Source organism: Crinalium epipsammum PCC 9333 (assembly GCF_000317495.1).
Taxonomy (GTDB): domain Bacteria; phylum Cyanobacteriota; class Cyanobacteriia; order Cyanobacteriales; family PCC-9333; genus Crinalium; species Crinalium epipsammum.
In genome coordinates, this window is the sequence record NC_019753.1 from 1308542 (window position 1) to 1333903 (window position 25362).

The 25362-nt window shown below is 41.2% G+C and carries 24 protein-coding genes; 16 read left to right on the forward strand and 8 right to left on the reverse strand.

What is annotated here, in order from left to right:
* The first annotated feature begins 428 nt into the window (after positions 1-428).
* Positions 429-1562 carry a glycosyltransferase gene (locus tag CRI9333_RS05615; RefSeq protein WP_015202192.1) on the forward strand — a complete coding sequence of 378 codons (1134 nt, stop codon included), beginning with the start codon at positions 429-431 and terminating at the stop codon, positions 1560-1562.
* 121 nt (positions 1563-1683) lie between these two features.
* Here CRI9333_RS05615 and CRI9333_RS05620 read toward each other — a convergent pair whose 3' ends face one another.
* Positions 1684-1941 carry a DUF7219 family protein gene (locus tag CRI9333_RS05620; protein ID WP_015202193.1) on the reverse strand — a complete coding sequence of 86 codons (258 nt, stop codon included), beginning with the start codon at positions 1939-1941 and terminating at the stop codon, positions 1684-1686.
* Between the two features lie 734 nt (positions 1942-2675).
* Here CRI9333_RS05620 and purC point away from each other — a divergent pair.
* The 7 genes from purC (at position 2676) to CRI9333_RS05655 (ending at position 12290) form a co-directional block, all read left to right on the forward strand.
* Complete coding sequence (gene purC / locus CRI9333_RS05625; RefSeq protein WP_015202194.1) at positions 2676-3404, forward strand: phosphoribosylaminoimidazolesuccinocarboxamide synthase; 729 nt, start codon at positions 2676-2678, stop codon at positions 3402-3404.
* A 115-nt stretch (positions 3405-3519) separates the two neighbouring features.
* Positions 3520-5730, forward strand: a complete 2211-nt coding sequence (locus CRI9333_RS05630; protein ID WP_041226394.1) for a BamA/TamA family outer membrane protein — start codon at positions 3520-3522, stop codon at positions 5728-5730.
* Between the two features lie 85 nt (positions 5731-5815).
* Entirely contained in the window at positions 5816-6739 is a 924-nt protein-coding gene (gene lpxC / locus CRI9333_RS05635) for a UDP-3-O-acyl-N-acetylglucosamine deacetylase (RefSeq protein ID WP_041226396.1), read from the forward strand.
* A 112-nt stretch (positions 6740-6851) separates the two neighbouring features.
* Positions 6852-7394, forward strand: a complete 543-nt coding sequence (fabZ, locus tag CRI9333_RS05640; RefSeq protein ID WP_015202197.1) for a 3-hydroxyacyl-ACP dehydratase FabZ — start codon at positions 6852-6854, stop codon at positions 7392-7394.
* Positions 7395-7545: 151 nt separating this feature from the next.
* Positions 7546-8382, forward strand: a complete 837-nt coding sequence (gene lpxA, locus CRI9333_RS05645; RefSeq protein WP_015202198.1) for an acyl-ACP--UDP-N-acetylglucosamine O-acyltransferase — start codon at positions 7546-7548, stop codon at positions 8380-8382.
* A gap of 24 nt (positions 8383-8406) precedes the next feature.
* Entirely contained in the window at positions 8407-9600 is a 1194-nt protein-coding gene (gene lpxB / locus CRI9333_RS05650) for a lipid-A-disaccharide synthase (protein ID WP_015202199.1), read from the forward strand.
* A gap of 254 nt (positions 9601-9854) precedes the next feature.
* Positions 9855-12290 carry a PAS domain-containing protein gene (locus tag CRI9333_RS05655; RefSeq protein ID WP_015202200.1) on the forward strand — a complete coding sequence of 812 codons (2436 nt, stop codon included), beginning with the start codon at positions 9855-9857 and terminating at the stop codon, positions 12288-12290.
* 201 nt (positions 12291-12491) lie between these two features.
* Here CRI9333_RS05655 and CRI9333_RS05660 read toward each other — a convergent pair whose 3' ends face one another.
* The 4 genes from CRI9333_RS05660 to CRI9333_RS05675 form a co-directional block, all read right to left on the reverse strand.
* Positions 12492-13142, reverse strand: a complete 651-nt coding sequence (locus CRI9333_RS05660) for a hypothetical protein (RefSeq protein ID WP_015202201.1) — start codon at positions 13140-13142, stop codon at positions 12492-12494.
* A 103-nt stretch (positions 13143-13245) separates the two neighbouring features.
* Positions 13246-13680, reverse strand: coding sequence for an NADAR family protein (locus CRI9333_RS05665; RefSeq protein ID WP_041226400.1), 435 nt, complete (start codon positions 13678-13680; stop codon positions 13246-13248).
* Positions 13681-13785: 105 nt separating this feature from the next.
* Positions 13786-14994 carry an ATP-binding protein gene (locus CRI9333_RS05670; protein WP_015202203.1) on the reverse strand — a complete coding sequence of 403 codons (1209 nt, stop codon included), beginning with the start codon at positions 14992-14994 and terminating at the stop codon, positions 13786-13788.
* Positions 14995-15068: 74 nt separating this feature from the next.
* On the reverse strand, positions 15069-15614 hold the full coding sequence (locus CRI9333_RS05675; protein WP_015202204.1) for an RNA 2'-phosphotransferase: 546 nt from the start codon (positions 15612-15614) through the stop codon (positions 15069-15071).
* A 378-nt stretch (positions 15615-15992) separates the two neighbouring features.
* On the opposite strand from CRI9333_RS05675, the gene CRI9333_RS26600 reads away from it, so the two are divergent.
* The gene (locus tag CRI9333_RS26600) at positions 15993-16199 is read left to right on the forward strand and encodes a hypothetical protein (protein WP_157462274.1); all 207 of its coding nucleotides are present in this window, start codon (positions 15993-15995) and stop codon (positions 16197-16199) included.
* A 60-nt stretch (positions 16200-16259) separates the two neighbouring features.
* Here the strand turns inward: CRI9333_RS26600 and CRI9333_RS26605 are convergent, their stop codons facing one another.
* Positions 16260-16412 (reverse strand): hypothetical protein, encoded by a 153-nt coding sequence (locus CRI9333_RS26605; RefSeq protein WP_157462275.1) that lies wholly within the window; start codon positions 16410-16412, stop codon positions 16260-16262.
* 499 nt (positions 16413-16911) lie between these two features.
* Between CRI9333_RS26605 and CRI9333_RS05680 the strand changes: the two genes are divergently transcribed.
* Together CRI9333_RS05680 and CRI9333_RS05685 are read left to right on the forward strand one after the other, a co-directional pair.
* A complete protein-coding gene (locus CRI9333_RS05680) occupies positions 16912-20088 on the forward strand; it encodes a hypothetical protein (RefSeq protein WP_015202205.1) in 3177 nt (1058 codons plus the stop codon).
* Positions 20089-20329: 241 nt separating this feature from the next.
* Entirely contained in the window at positions 20330-20818 is a 489-nt protein-coding gene (locus CRI9333_RS05685) for a hypothetical protein (RefSeq protein WP_015202206.1), read from the forward strand.
* 189 nt (positions 20819-21007) lie between these two features.
* Here the strand turns inward: CRI9333_RS05685 and CRI9333_RS05690 are convergent, their stop codons facing one another.
* Positions 21008-21721: a pirin family protein gene (locus CRI9333_RS05690; protein ID WP_015202207.1), complete on the reverse strand. Its 714-nt coding sequence runs from the start codon at positions 21719-21721 to the stop codon at positions 21008-21010.
* A 252-nt stretch (positions 21722-21973) separates the two neighbouring features.
* On the opposite strand from CRI9333_RS05690, the gene CRI9333_RS05695 reads away from it, so the two are divergent.
* Positions 21974-22396, forward strand: coding sequence for a thiol-disulfide oxidoreductase DCC family protein (locus CRI9333_RS05695; RefSeq protein ID WP_015202208.1), 423 nt, complete (start codon positions 21974-21976; stop codon positions 22394-22396).
* 39 nt (positions 22397-22435) lie between these two features.
* Here CRI9333_RS05695 and CRI9333_RS05700 read toward each other — a convergent pair whose 3' ends face one another.
* Complete coding sequence (locus CRI9333_RS05700) at positions 22436-22861, reverse strand: hypothetical protein (RefSeq protein ID WP_015202209.1); 426 nt, start codon at positions 22859-22861, stop codon at positions 22436-22438.
* 199 nt (positions 22862-23060) lie between these two features.
* Here CRI9333_RS05700 and CRI9333_RS05705 point away from each other — a divergent pair, with 199 nt between their 5' ends.
* From CRI9333_RS05705 to CRI9333_RS05720, 4 genes are all read left to right on the forward strand, one after another.
* Entirely contained in the window at positions 23061-23909 is an 849-nt protein-coding gene (locus tag CRI9333_RS05705; RefSeq protein WP_041225953.1) for an alpha/beta fold hydrolase, read from the forward strand.
* A 126-nt stretch (positions 23910-24035) separates the two neighbouring features.
* Positions 24036-24479 (forward strand): photosystem II protein PsbQ, encoded by a 444-nt coding sequence (gene psbQ, locus CRI9333_RS05710; protein WP_041225954.1) that lies wholly within the window; start codon positions 24036-24038, stop codon positions 24477-24479.
* Between the two features lie 232 nt (positions 24480-24711).
* Entirely contained in the window at positions 24712-24912 is a 201-nt protein-coding gene (locus tag CRI9333_RS05715; protein WP_015202212.1) for a hypothetical protein, read from the forward strand.
* Entirely contained in the window at positions 24903-25304 is a 402-nt protein-coding gene (locus CRI9333_RS05720) for a type II toxin-antitoxin system VapC family toxin (protein ID WP_015202213.1), read from the forward strand. Before CRI9333_RS05715 ends, CRI9333_RS05720 begins: the two co-directional genes overlap by 10 nt.
* Positions 25305-25362: the final 58 nt, after the last annotated feature.

Genomic DNA, 25362 nt, shown 5'->3' on the forward strand with positions numbered 1-25362 from the left:
AAAAATAATTAATCATAGAAAATATCTGCGTTTATCTGCGGTTAATTTCTCTTAAAACTACTTTTACCGATAGGCTCTTAGGAAAATTTTGAGAACTAGCATTAGAATAAACAAATTGCTTTGATTAAATTTTGGTTAACATCTGCGTAATCTGCGTTTATCTGCGATAAAAAAATCGCATTGTGGCTTAAAGCAAGAAATTTAATATCTTAACGGCTCTAGCACTTGCTATAAAATCTGATTGACCTATACGGTCAAATAATATACATCTAACTTTAGTAATAATTTATTAAACAAAAAATTATTATTGGTAAAATTGCTGACCTTAGAGTGATGATTACAGAAATTTTTAAATATAAAAATTTGCAGATTCTATGAGAAACTAAATAACATCAACGCTGCTTAAGCAAATAGCTGATAGCTAACAGATGCGAATTGCCTTATTCACCGAAACTTTTTTGCCCAAGGTTGACGGCATTGTAACCCGCCTGCGACACACAGTTGAACATTTACAACGTAACGGCGATCAGGTACTAATATTTTCTCCCGATGGCGGTCTAACAGAATATAAAGGGGCAAAAATATATGGTGTCTCTGGTTTCCCTTTACCTTTGTATCCAGAGTTAAAACTTGCCCTTCCAAGACCTTCGATTGGTACTGCCTTAGAACAGTTTAAGCCCGACATTATTCATGTGGTTAACCCAGCTATTTTAGGGTTAGCTGGGTTGTTTTATGGTAAGGCGATGCAAGTTCCCCTAATTGCGTCTTACCATACCCATTTACCCCAATATCTACAGCACTATGGTTTGGCGGTGCTAGAAGGGTTACTGTGGGAATTGCTAAAATCTGCTCATAACCAAGCTGAGTTAAACTTGTGTACTTCAACAGCGATGGTGCAAGAATTAACCGCTCATGGTATTGAACGGGTAGACTTGTGGCAGAAGGGTGTGGATACAGAAATGTTTCAACCACACTTAGCTTGTAAAGAAATGCGATCGCGCTTAAGCCAAGGACATCCTGAAAGCCCTTTGCTACTATATGTTGGACGGCTGGGTGCTGAAAAGGAAATTGACCGAATTAAGCCAATCTTAGAAGCTATTCCCAACGCCCGCCTTGCTTTAGTGGGAAATGGACCACATCGGGAAGCTTTAGAACAACACTTTGCGGGTACTCCTACTTATTTTGTAGGTTATCTGGAAGGGTTAGAACTCGCTTCAGCTTTTGCTTCGGCTGATGCTTTTATTTTCCCCTCTCGCACCGAAACATTAGGCTTAGTTTTACTTGAAGCTATGGCTGCTGGTTGCCCTGTTGTCGCAGCGCGTTCTGGTGGAATTCCTGATATTGTACAAGATGGGGTTAATGGTTATCTGTTCGATCCTACTGATGAACAAGGTGCGATCGCAGCTACTCAACGCCTACTAGCTAATCAAACAGAACGTGAAAATATACGTCAAAATGCCCGTAAAGAAGCAGAAAGATGGGGATGGGCTGCTGCTACTCGCCAGCTTAAAAACTACTATAATTCTGTAGTTTACGCTCAGTCTATGTCACCTGCTGCCTAGAAAATAAACATCAATGAACCTTTGAGATTTTTAGCTGATTTGGGATGGGTGTAAGATAACAATTTCTGTATCTGCTTTGAAAAACTGACAATTAATTGTTCTTGCCCATCCCTACATCTAGCTAAGTTTCGTCTTGATTATCGTGAAACGGACTTTTACCAATACTCAATTGCTTCTTAGTGCGTTTGAGATCTTTCCAAAGAGCTTTTATTTGCTTATAAGACTCTTCTGGAGATAGCTTGCCACCAGTTTCCAAGTTACAAATATAGTTGACTCTTTGAGCAAATTCTTGTAAATTAGCGTTGAAAACCAGATTTTCTGGCTTCACATGACCGTAGTAGCGACTACGAGGATAAATAAACTCAGAACGGTTAGGCATTTCTATCTCCTTATTCTAAAACTCCCGCGTGATCCGGGCTTTAGATTAGCTGAGTGAGCCATCACAAGTAAAACGATTTATCTGGACTATTTATTTCAATCGTTTGTTTCTCTAATGATTTTGGCTTCTGTGAAAAAAGTGCGATCGCACTTTTGCTTTTACTTTAGTAGCGTAACTTTCTCCTTTTAAAGATCACAATCTACCAGAGACACATATAGCTATGTAAGTATATATACATAACTATATATTGAGTCTTAAACAGGGCAAAAAGGTATATGTACTGGATTCCTAGTTAGGAAGCCCAGGATTAACTAAATTGCTCTGGTTTTTGGCTCAAGCCTACCGCTTTCTGTAGAAAGTTTAGACTCTATTGGTTTGGGCTAGAGAACAATCCGCTACACTACTAAATTGATTAGTAAACTACGATTGCAGCTTACTAATCAATTTAGTAGTGTAATTCTATTTTACTAAGGTTTGCTGAAAAAAGCTGTAATTTTATTAACTTTTGATTAATTTATGCTTAACCTGGACTTAACCAAATATATCACGGAATCGCAGGAGGGTTAGGGGACTGGTTGTTGAAGAAGATATCAGCCTGACAAAAGATTACAATTTTAGTCTTGCAATAGACAAGCGTGAGTTTTTACTCAAAAGCCAAGAAGTGAGAATTTTTCGATCTTCCTTTCCCTCCTCCCGATTTTCAAGACAGAGCAAACTACAACCCACTACTCTCAATGTCGGCAAACGAACAGTTATACGAAGGTAAAGCCAAGATTATCTATACTACCGATGATCCAGAGATTGTGTTGGCGCACTTTAAAGATGATGCCACAGCCTTTAACGCCCAAAAGCGAGGCTCGATCAAAGCCAAAGGTGAGATGAACTGCACCATTGCGGCTCATTTGTTTAAAATGCTGTCAGCTAAGGGTATTCCTACCCACTTCATCGACTGTCCAGCACCTAATCAAATGCGGGTTAAGGCAGTAAAAATCATCCCTCTAGAGGTAGTTGTTAGGAACATCGCTGCGGGTAGCTTGTGTCAACAAACAGGGTTAGCGGTAGGAACTGTCTTACCACAGCCGTTAGTGGAATTTTATTATAAAAACGATCAACTTGGAGATCCTTTGCTGACACGCGATCGCCTCTTTTTATTAAATCTGGCAACACCAGAACAGTTGGAAAGCTTAACAGCTAAGGCATTGCAAATTAACGAAATCCTCTCAGGATTCTTTAATCAATGTGGAATTACCTTGGTAGACTTCAAACTAGAATTTGGTCTAGACAAACAGCCGCAAATACTATTGGCTGATGAAATTAGCCCAGATACCTGTCGCCTCTGGAACCAAGCTGAAACAGACCCCGATCAGCGAGTAATGGATAAAGACCGTTTTCGTCGAGACTTGGGTAATGTTGAAGATGCCTATCAGCAAGTACTCCAAAAAGTTTTGAGTACCCAATATTAAGATTTGTGTGAGTTTTGGGTTGTAAAGTTGTAAAGTTACGAATTTTTACGTCTTTATTTCTCAACTCTAATACTTTAGATGGTGTGTGGAAGTGCGGAACGAAGTTATTAAACAAATGCGTTTATCTCCTCTATTGCTGGCGGCTATAGCTGCGACAACGACCATGAGTTTGTCCTCCCCTGCTAATGGACAAACTCCCAATCCAGCAGGAAATCCCTCTGGTAAACCTGGATCGGGAAACGTGATTATTGATGCTGCTCCCGTTTCAGGAGAGGCTACACCAGGCAGTAATCAACCTAAACCTACAACCCCACTTGGTGAACCAGTAAGACCCCAGGAGCCACTAATTACTCCTCCGGGTACCGAGTCTACACCCAGACAAGAGACACCCAACCGAGTTGAATTTAATATCACACCAGGTGCGCCGTCTCTAGAAATTAACCCACCTACTACTAACCCTACTCAGCCAACAACTCCCACCCTACCAACCATACCTACCCCTGCTCCCATACCGCAACAAGAGGCGCGTGTATTGGTAGCTGAAGTGCAAGTCCGTGGTGTAAGTGGGCAATTGCAAGACGAAGTATATAAGGTAATTCGCACAAAACCTGGACGCGCTACAACGCGCAGTCAGTTGCAGGAAGATTTAAATGCGATTTACGCGACGGGGTATTTTGCCAATGTTGAATTTGTGCCAGAGGATACACCCTTGGGTGTGCGGGTGGCATTTGTAGTGCAACCTAACCCTGTGTTGCAAACGGTTAATGTCACAACCGTTCCACCTAGTCCTGGTTCTGGTGTCGTACCTGCAAGCGTGGTGAATAGTATCTTTTCCCCGCAGTATGGTCGCATTCTGAACTTAAAAGAACTGCAAGAAAGCATCAAGAAGTTAAACCAGTGGTATAAAGACAACGGTTATGACTTGGCACAAGTAATTGATGTCCCACAACCTACGGCTGATGGCAAAGTTAACTTAGTTGTAGCAGAAGGGGTAATAGAGGATATACAAGTCCGCTTTTTGGATAAAGAAGGCAGTCAAGTTAACGAACAAGGTACTCCTCTAAAGGGTCGCACTCGCCCATTCATTGTTACCCGCGAGGTGCAATTAACGCCTGGAGATGTCTTTAACCGTAAGCTAGCAGAACGTGACTTGCGCCGCGTCTATGGATTAGGTATTTTTGACGATGTGCGTCTCTCGTTTAACCCAGGTCAAGATCCTCGGAAAGTTGTAGTAGTAGTCAATGTGATTGAGAAAAATACTGGCTCAGTCGCGGCTGGGGCTGGTATTAGTTCTGCTAGTGGATTTTTTGGAACAGTTAGCTATCAACAGCAAAATTTGGGTGGTAATAACCAAAAACTAGGAACTGAGTTGCAGCTTGGTCAACGGGAATTGCTGTTTGATGTCAATTTTACGAATCCTTGGATTGCAGGTGATCCCTACCGGACTTCTTATACAGTTAATGCCTTCCGTCGTCGGTCTATCTCGCTAATTTTTGATGGCGGGGAGGAAAATGAGATTACACTTGGCCCTGAGCATGATAATGATCGCCCGCGTGTGGTGCGGCTAGGTGGTGGTGTCAATTTCAGTCGCCCGTTAATCAAAAACCCTTTTGATACCTCACCATGGAGGGCATCTTTAGGCTTGCAGTATCAGCGAGTTTCGATCCGTGATGCTGATGGTGATCTTGCCCCTAGAGATGAGTTAGGCAATAATTTGAGCTTTAGTGGTTCAGGTAGAGACGATTTATTGCTACTGCAATTGGGCGCGGTGCGCGATCGCCGTAATAATTCTTTAATACCTACGCAAGGCGACTTCTTACGATTTGGCGTTGAGCAGTCGGTTCCTCTAGGAGAAGGAAACATCCTGTTAAATCGTCTGCGGGGTAGCTACAGCTACTATATTCCTGCAAGCTTGACTAAATTTGGCCAAGGCCCGCAAGCATTTGCTTTTAATATTCAAGCTGGAACGGTTCTGGGAGATTTGCCACCTTATGAAGCTTTTTCTCTTGGTGGTAGTAACTCAGTGCGTGGTTACGATGAAGGGGATATTGGTAGTGGTCGGAGTTTTATTCAGGGAACTGCTGAATATCGCTTTCCCCTATTCTCGGTTGTAGGGGCGGCACTGTTTGCTGACTATGCTACTGATCTAGGTTCAGGTAATACTGTACCTGGAAATCCAGCCGGAGTTAGGGGCAAACCAGGTAATGGCTTAGGATATGGTCTGGGCGTGCGGATTAATTCACCGCTAGGGCCTATTCGGATTGATTACGGCTTTAATGACGAGGGCAAAGGTCGTCTTCATTTTGGTATTGGCGAGAGATTTTAATTAGCTCGCTCGCGGTTCGCGTTCAGCAATAAGAGTGTAAATTCGTATTATGTAAATCAACTCCAAAATGGAACTGAACGTTGAATTGCCGCAGCAAACCTTGGCAAGAGAATTTGAAATGTCAGGTGTAGGGCTTCATGGTGGTGTCCTGACGGCTGTGCGGGTAAAACCCGCATATGTTGGGGAGGGACGCTACTTTGTTAGGGTGGATCTGCCAAACTCGCCCCATATTCCTGCACGGGTAGATGCTGTTAACCAGACGACTTTATCTACAGAACTTGCGGCTGAAGATGCCCGTGTACGAACAGTGGAACACTTGTTGGCGGCTTTAGCTGGGATGGGTGTCGATAATGCTCGGATTGAGATTAATGGGGCGGAACTTCCTTTGTTGGATGGGAGTGCCAAACTTTGGGCGGAAGCGATCGCGACCGCTGGTATTGTCCAAGCAACGGGGGAGCAGAACCCCACCCCCAACCCCTCCCCGCGTGCGGAGAGGGGAGTGTCGGAAGCGGTGGAGAATAACAATAATCGCCCTGCTATGCCCCTCGGCGGCTATCTAGAAATCAAAGAACCAATTTGGGTATATCAAGGGGATGCCTTTGTTGCTGCGCTACCTGCACCCGCAACTCGCTTTACTTATGGAATAGATTTTGACTTACCAGCAATTGGTAATCAGTGGCATAGTTGGACACCAAGTACAGAAAGTTTTGAAAGTGCGATCGCCCCAGCACGTACCTTTGGTTTAGCTCACCAAATTGACCAGCTACGAGCATCCGGTTTAATTAAGGGTGGCAGCTTGGATAATGCTTTAGTTTGCGACGCTAATGGCTGGCTCAATCCCCCATTAAGGTTTGCCAATGAACCTGCGCGTCATAAGCTTTTAGATTTAATCGGCGATTTAAGCTTGTTAGGTCGTTTTCCACAAGCTCACTTCCTTGCTTATAAAGCCAGCCATAGCTTACATATCCAACTGGCTCAAAAAATTCAGGCACTTAACAATGACCAATGACCGACGACTTTGTTAAAATTTGTTTCAATTTTTTCCTTTCCAATTTATACTTTTTTAATGCTTCCGCCTTCATACTTAGTAATAAAGCGCCCCTAACTTTAAAAGTTTGCTCATGTCCACACTGATTGAAATCAATCACGCCAATTCTGATAGCAGCCTTAAAACTGAACCTGCTCACGTTGATCAACTAGCTACTAGCGCAACACAGCAGTCGCCTAAAACACCTGTTTACAATCTCGAAGAGATTCAAAAGCTGCTTCCCCACCGTTATCCGTTTGCGCTCGTTGATCGCATTATGGAGTATGCACCAGGGGAAAGTGCTGTTGGTCTGAAAAACGTCACTTTTAATGAACCTTATTTTCAAGGGCATTTTCCAGGTCGTCCGTTAATGCCTGGAGTGATGATTGTGGAAGCAATGGCACAGGTAGGTGGCATTGTTTTAACTCAGCTACCCGATATAGAAGGCAACTTATTTGTGTTTGCGGGTATTGATAAAGTACGGTTTCGCCGTCCAGTTGTACCAGGCGACCAGTTGGTGATGAGCGTGGAACTGATATGTGTCAAGCGCCGTCGTTTTGCTAAGATGCAGGCTCGCGCTCATGTTGATGGTCAGCTAGTAGCAGAAGGCGAACTGATGTTTTCTTTAATTGACTAAAACTTCAGCTATCAACTTTGTTACTTTTTATCCGTAGTCCCCAGTGCCTATTTGTAGTTTGTTGCCATCTGCAAACCTGGGTGAACACATCATCACGCTCACGGGCGGCATCTACCCCGCCCCTCCCCAAAACCGCAATAGGAGCTTACAGATGGCTGGAGTAGTACCATTAAAGACAGTGATTCATCCCACTGCTGTTATCCACCCAAATGCTGAAGTACACCCAACGGTCAGGGTTGGGCCTTATGCAGTGATTGGAGAAGGTGTCAAAATTGGCCCAGAAACAAATATCGGCGCTCATGTAGTTTTAGAAGGCCCGACAGAAATTGGCGCTCGTAATCAAATTTTCCCAGGTGCAGCAATTGGTTTGGACACCCAAGATTTGAAATATGAAGGCGGCGCTACTTGGCTAAAAATTGGTGACGATAACAGCATCCGAGAGTTTGTGACGATTAACCGCGCCACTGGCGCGGGTGAAGCGACAATTATTGGTAATAGTAATCTGCTGATGGCTTATGTCCATGTTGCTCACAACTGCATTATTGAAGACTCTGTAGTGGTGGCTAATGGTGTTGCTTTAGCTGGTCATGTGCATATAGAGTCGCAAGCAGTAGTTGGTGGACTGGTGGGTGTGCATCAATTTGTGCATATTGGACGGATGGCAATGGTAGGAGGAATGAGCAAAATCGTTCGGGATGTGCCTCCTTTTATGTTGGTAGATGGTAATCCTTCTCATGTGCGATCGCTCAACTTGATTGGATTAAAACGTAAGGGTTTACAATCAACAGATATTTCTTATCTTAAAAAAGCTTTCAGAATAATCTATCGCTCTGGATTGCCTGTAAATCAAGCGTTAGAACAGCTACTTTTGTTACCAGATAACGAATACGTACAGCACTTACGACGCTTTTTACAGCTATCTCAAACCGATGGTCGTCGCGGTCTAATTCCTGGTAAACGGTTATCACAAAATGAGAACGATGACTAAACAATTAACAATTAACAATTATCAATGTCCCAAAAAACAAAATTTACTATCTTTATTAGTACGGGTGAGGTTTCTGGCGACCTACAAGGGGCATTGTTAATTGAAGCACTGAAGCGTCAAGCTTTAGAAGTAGGGCTGGATCTAGAGATTGTAGCTCTAGGTGGTTCGCGTATGGCTGCGTCGGGTGCTACTTTGATTCAAGATACTACTGCTATTGGTTCGGTGGGAATTTTAGAAACACTGCCGTTTATCTTACCGACGCTACAGGTTCAGCAGGTTGCTAAACAATATCTTAAACAACACCCGCCTGATTTGTTGGTGTTGATTGACTATATGGAGCCAAATTTAGCTATTGGCAATTATGTTCGCCGTAACCTGCCACAAGTACCAATATTATTTTATATTGCGCCTCAAGTGTGGGTATGGTCGCTAGGTGATAAAAATACTAAGCGGATTATTAGTGTTACTGACCAGATATTAGCAATTTTTCCTGAAGAAGCTCGCTATTTTCAAGAACGCGGTGCATCTGTTAGTTTTGTTGGGCATCCTCTGATAGACAGGATACAAGCATTTCCTAACCGAGAATTGGCAAGGGATAAATTGGGAATTGAGTCGGATCAAGTTGCGATCGCTCTTATACCTGCTTCTCGACATCAAGAGCTAAAATATCTCTTGCCAGTAATATTTCAAGCTGCACAAAAAATCCAACAACAAATTCCTAATGCCCACTTCTGGATTCCGCTTTCTTTAGAAGTATATCGTCATAAAATTGAACAAGCAATTGAGCAATATGGTTTGCGTGCTACCTTAGTGGCTAATCAAACTCCAGAGGTGCTGGCAGCAGTTGACTTGGCAATTACTAAATCTGGTACGGTTAACTTAGAACTTGCTTTGCTAGATATTCCCCAAGTAGTTATCTACCGAGTTCACCCGTTTACTGCTTGGGTTGGTTATAAGTTGTTAAAGTTTTCTATTCCCTTCATGTCCCCACCAAATTTGGTGTTAATGAAGGAAATTGTGCCAGAGTTACAACAAACAAAAGCTACACCAGAAAATATTGTCCGAGAATCTTTAGAATTGTTGTTAAATCAAAATCGCCGTCGGCAAGTTTTAGCTGGATATCAAGAAATGCGTGAACTTTTGGGGGACGTGGGAGTATGCGATCGCGCGGCTCAAGAAATCTTTAAGTTATTAACTGTTAATACTTCTGGAATGTAAATAAAAGTGAGTTTCTCTGTGCTATATCAGTTTAAAAAATAAGCAACACAATGGAAATATCTGATATATAAATGTTTCATAAAATGTCTCAACAGAAAATATAATCTATAGTCAAATCGCATAAAAATAATCCAAGATTGTTTAAAGTCTTACTCAAGATATAGTTAAATTATGTTGAGAGTTGTTGAATAATGAGAGGATACGCCTACGGCTTGCCGCGTTCAATCTTACAAATTTCGCTCATCTAATCTGCTATGAATAATCAATCAGCAAATTTTGGCGCATTTGATCCTATAAATGGGCGACAAAGCGAAAATGTAGATTTATGGCTGTATGAGCGCGGCATAGCAGCGACTAGCTGTGGGGTAACAATTACAGATGCGACTCAACCCCATAACCCAATCATTTATTGTAATCCTGCATTTGAAAGTATTACTGGATTTCCACCAGAGGAAGTATTAGGGCGCAACTGTAAGTTTTTACAAGGGAAAGATACTGATCTAGCAGTTGTAGAGCAAATTAGACAAGCGTTGCGTACAAAGCAAGAATGCCAGGTAGTATTAAAAAATTATCGCAAAAATGGCACACCTTTTTGGAATGAGTTAAAAATTTCTCCAGTGTGCGATCGCAACGGTAACTTAACAAATTTTATCGGCGTACAAACAGATATTACATCCCGCATTGAATCAGAAGCAGCACTCAAAGCAAGTGAGACGCGCTTGCGACTAGCGTTAAATGCTGCCAAGATGGGTGTTTGGGATTGGGATGTAGATAGTGGTAAAGTAACTTGGTCTGAGGAAGTAGAATCTATATTTGGTTTAGAAGCTGGTGGCTTTGGTGGTACTTACGAAGCTTATCTTAACTGCATTCATCCAGAAGATTGTTATCGTGTAACTCAGCAAATGTCTCGCCTCGCAGAGATAGGAGGAGACTTTAAGATTGAACATCGGATATTATTACCAGATGGAAGTGTGCGCTGGGTAGTAAATAGAGGCGCGGTGTTACGCGATCTCATTGGCGCAGGTGTGCGGATGACAGGGACAGTGATGGACATTAGCGATCGCAAGCAAGCCGAATTAGCTTTACGTCAGCAATTAGAAATAGAACGCTTATTAAATGGTATTGCTCAACGTATCCGCCAATCTTTGAAATTAGAGGAAGTTCTTAACACTGCTGTTGCCGAAGTGCGGCAATTTCTAAAAACAGATCGCGTAGTACTCTACCGCCTTAATTCAGATGACAGTGGCGTTGTAGTAGTTGAATCTATTGCAGCAAATTGGATGCCTATTTTGGGACAAAGTATCCAAGATTCCTGCTTTGCGAGTAAGCATTTCCATCATTATCAACAAGGTAGAATACGAGCAATTGAAGATATCCAAACTGCTAATATTCAAAAATGCCATATTAAATTACTAGAGAGTTTTCAAGTTAAAGCTAACCTTGTAGTTCCAGTATTGCAAGGAGAGAAATTATGGGGACTGCTAATTGCTCATCATTGCAGCGAACCCCGAAAATGGGAAGAAGTAGAAGTAGATTTGCTCAAGCAGTTAAGTGTACAACTGGCGATCGCACTTCAACAATCTGAACTATATCAGCAAGTACAAACAGAACTAACTGAACGCAAGCAAGCAGAAGCAGCCTTGCGACAATCAGAAAACAATTTAAAAGAGCAAGCAATGCAGCTAAGACTTGCTCTTAATGACTTGCAATCCGCTCAATCTCAACTCATTCAAAGCGAAAAAATGTCCAGTTTAGGACAACTTGTCGCTGGCGTAGCCCATGAAATTAACAATCCAGTTAACTTCATTTCAGGCAATATTAATCATGCAAGTCAATACATTCAAGATTTACTTAACTTAGTACAACTTTATCAAAAAAACTATCCTAACCCGGCAGAAGAAATTCAAGAAGAAACAGAGGCAATTGATTTAGAGTTTCTCGTCGAAGATTTACCAAAAATGCTCGACTCAATGAGGATTGGGACAAGTCGAATTAGAGAAATTGTTTTGTCACTTAGAAACTTCTCTCGCCATGACGAAGCTGAGAAAAAACCAGTTGACATCCATGAAGGGATAGATAACACCCTGTTAATCTTACAGCATCGTTTAAAACCTAATAGTAATAATCCGGGCGTACAAGTAATCAAAAATTACAGTGATTTGCCACAGGTAGATTGCTATGCAGGACAATTAAATCAGGTGTTTATGAACATCATCAGCAATGCAATTGATGCTTTAGAAGAACAACCTAGTCCTAGAATCATCACCATTAGCACAGAATTGGTAATTAAGTCTGAGTTGGGAGTTTGGAGTTGTGAACTGTCTAATAACTTAAGTAATAACTTGTTAGCACATAACTACATAAATGAAAAATCCAAAGGTGTATTGATCAGAATTTCTGACAATGGTTCTGGTATTCCCGAAGCAGTTCAGAAAAAAATATTTGATCCCTTCTTTACAACCAAATCAGTAGGGAAAGGTACTGGAATGGGTTTATCTATCAGCTATCAGGTTGTAGTTGATCGTCACGGCGGTCAATTAACCTGTTTGTCAACACCTGGAGTGGGAACTGAGTTTCTAATTGCTATTCCGCTAGAAAACATTGAGCAAAAAAATGCCAAAGCCGTTGCAACAGATTTAGCTATAACGAATGATGTTGACGATCAAACTCAGGTATTGCAACGCCTATGAATTACAGATGATATCAAATCTTTTTAATCAATTACAATCAACGTAGGTTGGGTTGTTGGCGAAGGAAGAGCGCGTAGCCCATAGGTCGTGAAACCCAACATTTATAGTAGTTTGCGTAGGGTTGTGCTGCTTCAAAAAAGGGGAACATTCAAAGTCCTCCTTTTGAAGGCAGCGCTACTTCATTATGACAGCAGAATAAAATCAGCTTCCTAGTTGCAGATTTTGAAGAATTAAATTTTCTCTTGGTGAAAATCCATCTCCATATTCTGCCGGGTAATAGGTAATTACATAAAATGTTTGACCTTTAGATTGACCCAGAATTACATTTCCCAAATAAAGTTGATTATCCTTGCGTTGTTGAAATGAAATCTTTTCTTTCGCCCAAGCATAAGGTAATTTCTTAGTCCTATTAGTGACTTGCCAGCCATTAAAAGCAATCAAACCACGTTTGCCATCAACAAATTGCTTGAGTTGCCCTAAATTTTTAATAAAATTAAGATAGCCAACGCTAACGTATGCGTCTGTTTTTTTAGTTCCTGTAGTGTTGACGTAGAAATAAGTTCTTGTTCCCTCATCAGAACTCAATCTTTCTGAGACAAAAAACTGATCTGGATAGTAGGTACTGAATTTTGGACTCGATTGCTTGTAAAGTTTTAAAGTTACTGGGGTTTTTTCGCCTTCTACATAAATTGTGGCGGTTTTTGTAGGTGGTCTTTGTGTTTCTGTTCTAGCAAGGGTAGTTGTAAGTTTAGTGCTGGGGGTAACGTTTTTATGAGATTGAGCGACAGAAGGTATTGCAGTGGTAAGGAGGAGTATCCCAAATAGTAAATAGTAAAGCTTTTGTATTTTCATATTTAGCTGGGTGGTGAGTAATACGGTATCGTATTAGAACGTCAGTCAAGCGGATAGAAAAATTGACTGAATCAAGTTTGTTAAAGTTTCCCTTGTGCTGCCTTTACCGTAATAAATCTCGCACTTGCATTAAAACTTGTCCCAATTTATTTTTCCCACTACCATCAGCGCCACATCCCCAGTAATAATCTATAGGGGAATTTTCTACAATTAATTGATTGCCCGTTGATAGTAGTATTTCACAAATATCTGCATGAGTTTGAAACTTGCATAACACCGCTTTCAGCATCACATCATCTTTAACTTGCTCCCAGTCAGAACGTAGCGGGCGAAAGCGTTCTCTCCCCATTTTGGCAGCATCTTTTGGCGTGAGTACAAGGCGTATTTGCTCAACATGAGGAGTACCAATAAATTTTTGTGCTTGAAAGTAATGTTCACTGGTACGCCACCAAGCTTCATCTAAATTGAAACCATGCGCTGAAAAGTTGGAAAAGCAGCCGTAAGGGTTTTCTCTAGTAGAGTAAAAGTAAATTGTCATAAATTTAGCTAAATAGCTATACATTAAAAAATGTTAGGGGTTACGAAGAGATCCCCCTAAATCGCCCTTGAAAAGGGGGACTTTGAATGTTACCCCCTACATGATTTAAACAAATTTGTAAGTAAATTCATACATAAAATCTACTCGGCCCTTACGCAAAACGGCTGGGTCTAATCTTTCAGTAGTATTACAAGTCAACAAAAACACTAATTTTTGTTGCGCCTGAATACCAGTTTCTTCAATCACACTTTGATACAAAGTGCCATCAAGCAAACTGAGAATATGTTCAGTTTTACTATTGCCTTGTGCTGCTAAACTAGCACGATCTTGTGCTAAATTATCCGCTTCATTAATAATGATGCAAATTCGTTCTAAATAACTTGGCGGTACAAAATTTTCAACTGCATCATGATCCAAAATAAAAATTACATAACCCAGAGGCATTAAAATCTCTTTAGCAACTGCTTGTGTCCAAGCTGTTTTACCTGTCCCTGGTTCTCCGTGTACTAATACAGCTAGTTGATTTTGATCGATAATTGCTTGCTGTACTGTGTCAGTAAAGCTTTGAATATCAGCAGGAAATTGTCGAATTGGATACTGGCTGTTAATCTGTCCAACACGGCTTTTATACCCACTTAGAATCACAGCTAAGTTGTAAGTTGCTTTGTTAACTAGCGGTGCTAAATCTTTAGCGATTAAAGTATAGTTGCGGACTTTGCGATCGTAGTTTTCGATTTGTAGCCAAACTTGCTGTTTACTCCAATAAGCAAAAACAGTACCGATTGTTTCAATCCGATCCCATTTGCTAAATCGCTCTACTGGATAATAATAATATCGCTCAATATAATATTGGGTAATACTATCAGGGCGACCTAACACATCCAAAATTTTAAAAACAGTGATTTCTTGTAAGCGATTAAGAACATACTCAATAGGAATACTTTCTCTGCTGACTAACTGTGTAACTGGTGTGAGAGTGCTAATAAGTTCTTTATATTGGTAATCTGGTACGTGCGGTTCAGGAGTGACGTAATTCCAAAATTCATTTAGCTCATATCGAGTATTATCCGAAAAAACATTTAATAGATTCGCCCACCATGTATATTCATTGCGACCAAGGGCATTAGCAATATCGCTGGTAATATCTAAGGTTTTACGAGTTAATTCTTGTGTATCGCTAAATAGAAGATGAAACGCATATCCCAAATCCAAGCCTCTGGTTAATGGTCGCCAGCCTGAACTGAGCAACCCTTGATTTTGAGAGTTGTTATTGGGAGGTACATTATTGTAATCTGGGTAGTAGTCTGATGCCATAAAATTATTTTCTGCAAAGATATTGAATTATTAATTTTGTTAACCTAGCTGAACTTAAAATTTTTCACTCTTTGTTAAATTTTTTGAAGATATTCTGGCGGAACCTGTTCCACTAGCCAAACTCCATTATCAGAACAGTAAAACTTGAATTTATCTTGATACATCCCTGCGGCATCAACAGTAAAAACTACTGGAATACCATGTCTTTTTCCCACAGCTTTGGCTGTTGCTACGTCTGTTGATAAGTGAACATGATGCCGAGACATTTGGCAAATACCTGTACTAAGTATAGATTCAACTGCATTAGCGCCTGTACCGTGATATAGCACATCTGGGGGGATTTGAGTTTGTAAGTGCAAATCTACGTCTATACTATGTCCTTGGTTGGCACGAATTAGTTTACCTGTAGAGTCAAAGGAAAAGCGTTTTTTGTCATTAGTTGCTACTACTTTGTTAAGTTCATCATAGGTTATGGGAAATGAATGATTGCTACAGGCTGCTAGTAATTCATCGACGGCAACCCATCCTCCTGAAGATATTTTAATACCTATTCGCTCAGGTTGATGTCGCAAATGTTTGCTAAGATATTTGCTGATTTTAACTAAACGATGATTTTCCATGGTTTACATATTGTGAATACATAATTGATGCCCTATAAGATTTGTCGTTTTTGTCCTATTTTGGGGAATTAACCGCACAGAAACGCAGATGCGGGCGCAGGTTTACCGCAGGTTATACAGATGTAACAATTGATGAAATCAAGAGATATATTAAATTATAAAAATTTAATATGTAATCAAATATTTCAAAATTTAAAGTATTAAATTTGTGGATGTTTTAAAGCAAGGTTAATTTATATGAACTGACTCACGTGATGGCAACTCATTTGCTTAAGGCTGAGATTGAATTTGGACGATCGCACTTTTTACATAACCACGACGTAATTTAATATACTGATTATACTACCAGTATACTACAGAAAAAGCAAGGGTATAAAAATGCGATTCCTTACTCCTAGCCCCTCTGGGGCGGCTCCGCCAACGGAGTCGCTCCGCGATTTTTCTGCGCTAGCAGTACGGACAGCTATGCGCTACGCGCAGGCTACGCCAACGCTAACGCACCCTTTACCCCTGACTAATCTGTATTTCCGCGCCTACTTCTGGACAATTAAAAGATTTCCAAGCATTACCACTACGCAGAAATAGTTCCATCCAGCGAGTTTCTTCGCCTTGGGTATTTGTCCAACCACTGCTACCAGAGCCTAACTAAGCAATACAAAATCCAGCAGCTAAGGTAGCGAAAGGAGGTACAGGTGTCAGGATTGGTTCAGCATCAGGTAAATATAACCTAATGCGTTGCACTACTTCACTAAAAGCCAGGTCGCCAAAGCCATAATCAGCAATAATGTGAACTAGCATTTATTTTCCTCACTGAGTTTTTACAATTAGCAATCACCAATCACCTATATCTAACTTCTTTCAGGAGTATCCCCAGTAATTAAAATTTTTAGGAAACTCCAAACGAGAGAGAAAAACGCCGATGCAAACACTACGAGCATTAACATTGCTAAGGCTGAAAAAGGAGCCACTATCGTAAGTAGTAACCCGCACAACAGCAAAATCATTATTAATGACTTATTCATCTATATTTTTGCCATCAACTACTTGTATACTTTCACCCTATGTACTCGAACTGAGATTTACCTCTAGCCTGGGTGACAATCTTTTTTGATCAAAAATCACTCCTCACCGATCACCGTATACGGCTCTAGAACTGCATTTCAGACCTTTGGGGGATGCTATTAATTGGAATAATCGGTAAATATTGCTTACACATTGTTATTTTTGTAGCAATATAAGGTTGATGTTCCACTAATCGTGAGATTACTCGGAATTAAAATGTAATGAGGGAACTACCATGTTTCAAAGTACGGGAATTATCCTGGGCTTAAACAAATTGTCGTTATGGATGGCACAAGTTCCAGTAGATAATGCAGTTGACTCTCCCGAAAGAGCGGCTCTAGTATTTTCTGGACCTAAATTTTTTATTGCTTTGGTTGCTGGGGTAGTACTGGCGTTTGCGGTGCAGTTTGTTTTAACAAACTTATCCGTCGCTGTCGGGATTTCCTATCTGGGACATAAATCCGACTCAGACTCAAACGATCATCATAACAATAATGATGATTCCGGCAGCGTTGGCGGCACAATCCGCAAAATCGGTACTGCGGTTGGAATCTGGACATTAATAACTGTCACTATTGCGTTATTAATTGCTTGTTACCTAGCAGTTAAACTAACCTTGATTACCGATGCTGGACTCGGCGCGATCGTTGGTTTAGTGATCTGGGCAACCTACTTCTCACTGCTAGTTTGGGTGAGTTCCACAACGGTAGGTTCCTTAATAGGTGCAGTAGTTAATACTGCAACTTCTGGGTTTCAATCAATTTTGGGTACAGCCGCCGCCGCTATCGGCGCTAAAGCTGCAAGCAATCAAGTTGTTGCTACGGCTGAAGCAGCAGCAAATGCTATTAGGCGGGAATTCACTGCGGGGCTTGATCCTGTTAGTATGCGGGAAACCGTAGAGGAGTATATCCAATCTCTACGCCCACCAGAATTAGATATCAAGTCAATTCGTCAAGAATTTGAAAAAATTCTCAATGATCCGCAGTTGAAAGAGGTTGCTGTAGGTGGTGGCTTGGCTACTATTGGTAGACAGCAATTATTAGATTTAGTTAGCAGTCGCACTGATTTATCAAAACGAGATGTAAATCGGATTGCTGATCAACTCGAAGCAGTTTGGAAGCAAACCGTTGGTCAGTTCCCCCAGGCAGGGCAACAGCTACAGCCGCAGCAACCTGACTGGATGAAGGATTTGATGAATTATCTCAAGTCTGCTCAACCCGATCAGTTACGGCAAGAAATTACAGGTAGAATTGACCAAGTAATGGGAATGATTCAACCCAATAACCGCCAAGGTGAGGGTAAGGATCAAGAAAGCCCTAGCATGGTGGATCAAGCCATGATGTTAGGTTTCAATGCCTTGATGAGTACGGTGATGGGTCGTACTGATTTGTCGCAGTTGGATGTACAACAAATCCTTGAACAGTTAAAAACGGCTAGGGATAAAGTCAGCGATCAAGCTGGTCAAATTACTGCTCAAGTTAAGGGCGAACCTACGTCAAGTCCTATCCGTACAGATGTAGAAAACTATCTGCTCCAGGCTTATGCTTGGAAGATGAATCCGCAGACTGTGGCGCGGGAGTTTAAAGATGTACTTTATGACCCGCAAGCAGATCCAGGTACTGTTCATCGGGAAGTAGATCAGCTATCACGTCAAGATTTTGTCAATTTGCTGCAACAGCGAGGTTTGTTTACTCAAGACAAAATCAATCAAATTGCTGATCAGCTAGAAAGTATTCGCAAGGAAGTTGTATTTACAACTAAAACTGCTGAAGAGCAACAGCAAAAAGAAGATTTACGGCGACGGGTTGAAGGTTATATCTTGTTAAGCAAGAAGGAAGATTTGACCAAGGACGCGATCGCTCGTGATTTTGCAGAGGTGTTGCATGATCAAGACGCTGATACTGCAACTCTCAAAGAACGCTTCAGTCAGCTTGACCGTGATAGTTTGTTGCAAATCTTCACTCAGCGCCAGCCCCAAGACATTACTGCTGACGAAGCACAGGCAATTGTTAATGATTTAGAAGCACAGCGCGATCGCTCTCTGCTACAAGCTGAGGATTTGGCAACACAAGCAAAAGCTCAAGCTGAAACTGTGTGGCTGAATTTAGAATCTTATCTGCAAAATACTGGTAAGGATGAACTTAATCCCGAAGGTATTAAACGCGATATCAGCAAATTGCTTGATGATCCTCAAGCTGGGATGGGGGCAATTCGCGCCCGCTTGTCTCGCTTCGACCGCGATACTTTAGTAAAATTACTCAGTCAGCGCCAAGATTTGAGTGAGGAACAAGTCAATCAAACTATTGATCAAGTTCAAAGTACCTGGAGTAGTGCTTTAAAGGCTCCGCAAAAAGTAGCGGATAAAGCTAAAGACCAGTACGACCAAATTACAACATCTATTACTGAGTATCTGCGTAACACTGGTAAGGATGAACTCAATCCTGAAGGGATTCAGCGCGATTTAACTAAGCTATTGCAAAATCCGAAATCGGGTGCTACAGCTTTGCGCGATCGCCTTTCCCGCGTTGATCGTGATACTTTAGTTAAGCTGTTGAGTCAACGGCAAGATTTGAGTGAAGCACAAGTCAATCAAGTGATTGATCAAGTGCAAGGAACGATTCAAGGTATTATTAAAGCACCTCGACGGTTTGCTGCTCGGACTCAACAAGGCGTACAAGATTTTCAATCTACCCTGGAAGATTACCTGCGTAATACTGGTAAAGAAGAACTCAATCCAGAAGGGGTTAAACGCGACATACAACTGTTGTTGAATGATCCGCGCGTAGGGATGGAAAGTTTGAGCGATCGCCTCAGTAAGATTGACAGAGACACTGTAATCAAACTTGTGTCTCAACGTCAGGATATCTCAGAAGCAGACGCTACTCGCGTTGTGGATCAAGTGTTATCTGTGCGTGACCAATTTACTGAACAAATACGCGCAGTACAACGCAAGGTACAAGACGCGATTAATAGTGTGTTTGATCGCATCCGCAACTACCTAAACGACCTTGAGCGTCCAGAACTTAATTATGATGGCATCAAACAAGATGTCCGCAAATTATTTGATGATCCACAGGCTGGATTTGATGCTTTGCGCGATCGCTTAGGTCATTTCAACCGCGATACTTTAGTAGCTGTAATGAGTTCCCGTGAGGATATCTCAGAAGCAGATGCTAATCGCTTAATCGACCAGATTGATCGGACGCGCAACAGTATCCTGCAACGTGCAGAACGTATGCAGCAGGAAGCGCAAAATCGTATGAAAGCTATCAAGCGCCAAGCTCAAGAACAAGCCGAAGAAACCCGCAAAGCCGCAGAAAGTGCATCTTGGTGGTTATTTGGAACAGCAGTTATTTCTGCTATTGCTTCAGCCGTTGCTGGTGCTTTAGCTGTATCTGCTGTAGTTAGTTAAAAGTTAGCTAGTTTTTAATCATAGATAGAGATGCGATCGCATCTCTATTTTTTTTCTTACAAATCACTGATGCTAGCTGGGATGGAATCTGCTAGCGATTAAAGGAATGTAATTGTAAGTTCAAAGCACAAGTGCTCGTGGCACTTATTGATAGATGGCAACGTCTTGATAAGTAACTTCTTACAAACGGTTAGCTTACTGTTTGAATGTTAGTTGTCAACATTTTAATAATGTATCTAATATGCTAAATTTTGCTAGAGTTACAACCATCTTGGGCGGCTTCTCAGTACTCATTTTTAGTATCCCAGTACTAACACAAGAGCAACCAACAACTATCTCTGTACTACCAGACACTCAGCCGAATATAACTTTTAACGTCACAACGAAAGCAGGTCAATGTCCTAAAACCGTTAGCCTGTGGAATTTATCTCGTTACTATGAAGGTGGTGTAGAACACACAGCTATTGCTGATACCTTACCAATAGCAGGCAATCCTGAGTTAATTTCATCAACCAACAAGTTTGTGCAATTCAAAGCGCCTTTGACCAAAGCTTATGAATTGTGTAATGGTTTAGCAACGTCTGAAACAAGAACATATTACAGTTTTAGGTTTCGCGATCGCCACGTTTATTTTAAGGTAAATATTAAAAATATTCCTCGATATAGCTTGGTTTCTGATCAAAAAGTTATTGAATCACGCCCTGTTGTGCGCTGGCAAGTAGCTGATTAATCTAGATTAACAGTAGTTTTAGGGTGCATTTAACGGTAATTTGACAACTAAGTAGGTCAATCTTAAGCCACAAGCTAATTGTAGGATATGACCATACATTGAGTAGTAAATAATTAAAATTTTTATCAAAGATTACTGGTTGTTTTAGTTGAATCTAGTAGTCCTCACCATTTTCAGGTGAGGACTTCATCAAGCTAAATCAAATAGTAATATCTCTCCTCCTACCTCTGTACTAATTTCCAGCTTTTCTTCGCCAGTAATAGCTACACCATCGCCTTCTGCGAGAGTATGACCGTTTAAGGTTGCGCCACCTAGTGCTATTTGTAACCAAGCGTAACGATTTGCTTTGAGATCATAAGAGATGCGATCGCCTGGTGTTAAAACAGAAGCATATAACTGCATATCTTGATGCACTTTTACAGCACCCTCACCGCCATTTCTACCAGCAATTAATCGCAATTTGCCCTGCTTTTCTTCTAGGGGAATTGATTGCTGTTCATAGCTTGGTGGTAATCCTTGCTGTTCTGGGAGAATCCAAATTTGCAGCAAATGTACTGGTTCAGTTTGGGAATGATTAAATTCACTGTGGCGGATTCCTGTTCCGGCGGTCATCCGTTGTGCATCACCTGGATAAATTACAGCGCCTGTACCTAAGCTGTCCCGATGCTCTAAAGCTCCTTCTAGTACATAAGTAATAATTTCCATATCGCGATGACCATGTGTATCGAAACCACCACTAGGTGCAACACGGTCATCATTTATTACTCGTAAAGCTCGAAATCCCATGTGTTTAGGATCATAATAATTACCGAAGGAAAAAGTATGGTAGCTATTTAACCAACCAATTTTGAAATGTCCACGCTGATCAGCTTTGCGTATTTCAATTGTTTTAACTTGACTCATGTTATTTACCTCACGGCAATTTTTTAGTTTATATAAATTTTGTTGTTTAGTCTAACAACTTTTATTTCTATAGTTAGGCACAACCAATTACTAATTCCTGTTAACCTTGGTCTATGCCTCTTTTAGCTTTATATCTTTACCTTAAAGTATATATATCTTTTATGTAAAGTACCCACTTAAAAGTTAGATACTTACCAAAAGGATACTGTAAAATTTAGTCATTGATAATTGATAATTAATATCAGAGGAACTATGAATTATTACGTTATTTACGATGGCAACTGTAATCTTTGTGTAAATCTGGTGCAGCAGTTGGAGATTTTAGATAAAGGCAACCTGTTTGAGTATCTGCCGATGCAGGATCAGGAAGCTTTAAATAACTTTGGGATTACTCAGCAAGACTGTGAAATGGGGATGATTTTGATTGATGCGAATGCACCTAGAAACCGATGGCAAGGTAGTGATGCAGCAGAAGAAATTGCACGCTTGTTACCTGTGGCTAATTTAATTGTAGATGCTTATCGGGCTGTACCTGGGTTGAAATGGTTGGGCGATCGCGCTTATGAACAAATTCGTGACAACCGATACACCTTGTTTGGCAAACGTACAACTACATATCACTCGGCTTTCCCTGTTGGGGGATGTCAAAGTGGTAGTTGTTCAATTAACAATTAAAAATTAATTTTTGTTTGCTTAAGGGTGATGAATTAGTGGTTAATTAGAGTTGTTGAACAACTCAAAAACCTGCCTACAAAAGTGCTTGAGTTTTTCACCGACTTCAGCAATAGGCTGAGATGCTCCCTCAAAACGCCACTGCTCAACTGTGGAAAGTCGCCACTGTTTACCACGATGATCAAATCCTGCTGCTTCAACACCAATAACCCGATGAGCAGCATCTAAAGGATCTTCATAAAACCGAATTTGGACTAAAATGCTGCGACTTTGGAAACGTTTACTCCATCCAGGGAAGTGAAAGCCGATATCAATTGAATCTGGATCAACAAGTTCGCGTGTATCTGGGTCATTTACCCAAGGCTTTAAATCTACCTTAGCATCGGGGAACTCAGACTTAAACAGATTGACAACGGCGGCAATCTTAGTAGCATATTCGATATTCGTAGCTTGTTCGGCTGCGTTCACGCGCAAAACTCCTGAGTTGTTTTAGCCAATTCGTTTTGCTGGTTAGGTCGAGGGATATTGGGGCTTAAATATATCAGTATGTTGCTAATTTTGCAAGTTGATCGCATCATGCTTTGGTGAGAGAAAAGTTTTCTGCTTGCTTGGGGATCGCATTGGGCGGTAAGCTCTTTGCAACTAGGAAATGTGCAGGGTTTAGAGCGTGTCAACGACGAAACATTCAATCAAAGTCGGTTCACTGGAATGGTTTTATCGGGAAGAAAACCCGATGAGTGATAATGGAAAGTTACCCGTGTTGCTACTTCACGGTTTGCCTTCTCTGAGTTACAGTTGGAGTGCGGTTATGCCTGCTTTAGCTGAGAAAGGGTTTAGAGCGATCGCACCTGATTGGATTGGTTTTGGCTTATCGGCAAAACCAGACCGTCGAGACTTTGCTTATACACCAGATGCGTTTATTAATGCTTTAGCAGAGTTTATTCAAGCTTTAGAAATTGAGCGGTTTTTCCTAGTTGTTCAAGGGTTTTTAGGCTCTGTTGGTATCCAATATGCCTTACGTCATCCCAATCAAATTGAACGCTTAACCATTTTGAATGCTCCTTTATCACCATCAGCAAAGTTACCTTGGAAGATCAAACAGCTAGGTATACCTTTAGTCGGTGAGATGCTCACACAAGACCCTCTGTTAGTTGACAGAACTTTAGAGAGTGGCAGTCGTTATCGGGTATCAGATGCCGACTTGGATGTTTATCGCCGTCCTTTCCTCAAAAGTTCTGATGCTGGGCGCAGTCTGTTTGCAACGGTGCAAAATCTGCAATTAAAGCAGTCAATGGCAGAAATCACATCCAGTTTAAACGCATGGAGTATTCCTACCCAACTTATTTGGGGTATAAAAGATCCCTGGTTGCCATTGACAGAAGCTGAATATCTTGCCAATTCTCTCAAGCAGGTGGAACTGATTAAACTGGAAGAAGGTGGGCATTATCCGCAAGATCATTGGTCAGCACAAGTTAGTGATGCACTTGTGTATTTTCTACGCCGTCAGGTAGTTTAAGCTGCCATGCGAGAAAATTTTGGTAATTTTGATAATTAGCAATGATGCTGCAATGCAGTTAGCGGGGTAGGATGTCCACTAAAATAAAACCGACAAAATAATTAACGGATTCAATAAATTAAGATGATGGCACGTTATCGATCTATTCTGGCGTTGATTCTGGCATTTGTAGCAACATTTGTAGTTAGTTGTAGTAGTCCGACAGAAGTGAAGGCGAAAACCTACACGCCTACTCAAATTGAGCAAATTGAACAGTATGCTCAAGGAATTAGTGCTTTGCGCGATCGCCTTCCCGAACTAGCAACAATGATTGAAAACCGCGACTGGAATAATGTTGAGTCTTTCATTCATGGTCCATTAGGTGACATCCGCGCTCGGATGAGTGCTTTAGCACGTCAACTTATGCCTGATGCTCAAAAAGCTGCATTAGAAACCGCTAAAGATGTGTTTGGTCACTTCATTAAGATTGATGAATCTGCACAAACAGGCAGTTATACTCAAGCTATTCGCAACTATGCAGAACTAATCAAGGATTTTGATGCGTTCTTAAATCAAATTCCCAAAGCATAGAAGTTAGCAGGTGTTTTGCATATACAGGACTTACGCAAAACATCACGCGGGCAAGATGCCCGCACTACATTTGTGATTCCTTAAATGTAGAGACGTGCCGAAGTTTTGCTATACGCGCTAGAGCTATTGGCACGTCTCTTCCCATATTTAAAATCTGCTGTATATATTAATAAAATCAAAAGCTGGCGGGGTCATAACTCCGTCAGCCACCAACTACCAAAAACTTTGACTTATGCTGATTCAAAAGATCGTCCAAGAACTTCAAGAGATCCCCGAAGACAAACTAGCAGAACTTTATGACCTAATTCACTACTTTCGACTAGGTTTAAGTCAAGAACTTACAGAACCCCGCACCCCTGGTTTATTGAAAGGACAACTTGGCGATGCTTTCTTTGAACCATTGCCAGAAGAGGAACTTCAGCAATGGGAATAAGTTACCTCATCGACACTCATATCCTGCTGTGGTGGCTATTTGACGATCCAAAACTAAATACCACTTGCCAAGAAATCATTCGCAACCCGAATCATCGCATTTTAGTTAGCAGTGTTTCCGCTTGGGAAATTGCTACCAAATACCGCATTGGTAAACTACCTGAAGCCAAAAAACTCGTTGAACAATATTCACAAATATTACATCAAGCTAAATTTATCGAACTTGCCATTACCAATGCCCATGCACTCAGGGCAGGAAGTCTAGCTATTGCCCATCGAGATCCTTTTGACCGCATGATCATGGCTCAGGCAGAACTGGAAAGTTTACCTGTCATTACCTACGACCAAGCCTTCCAGACAGGTCTAATTCAGGTAATTCCTGACCTTAAATAAAACACTGACTGTGTGACAATCCCTTCAGATCAAAAAGCTAACTGCTAATTGCTATAAA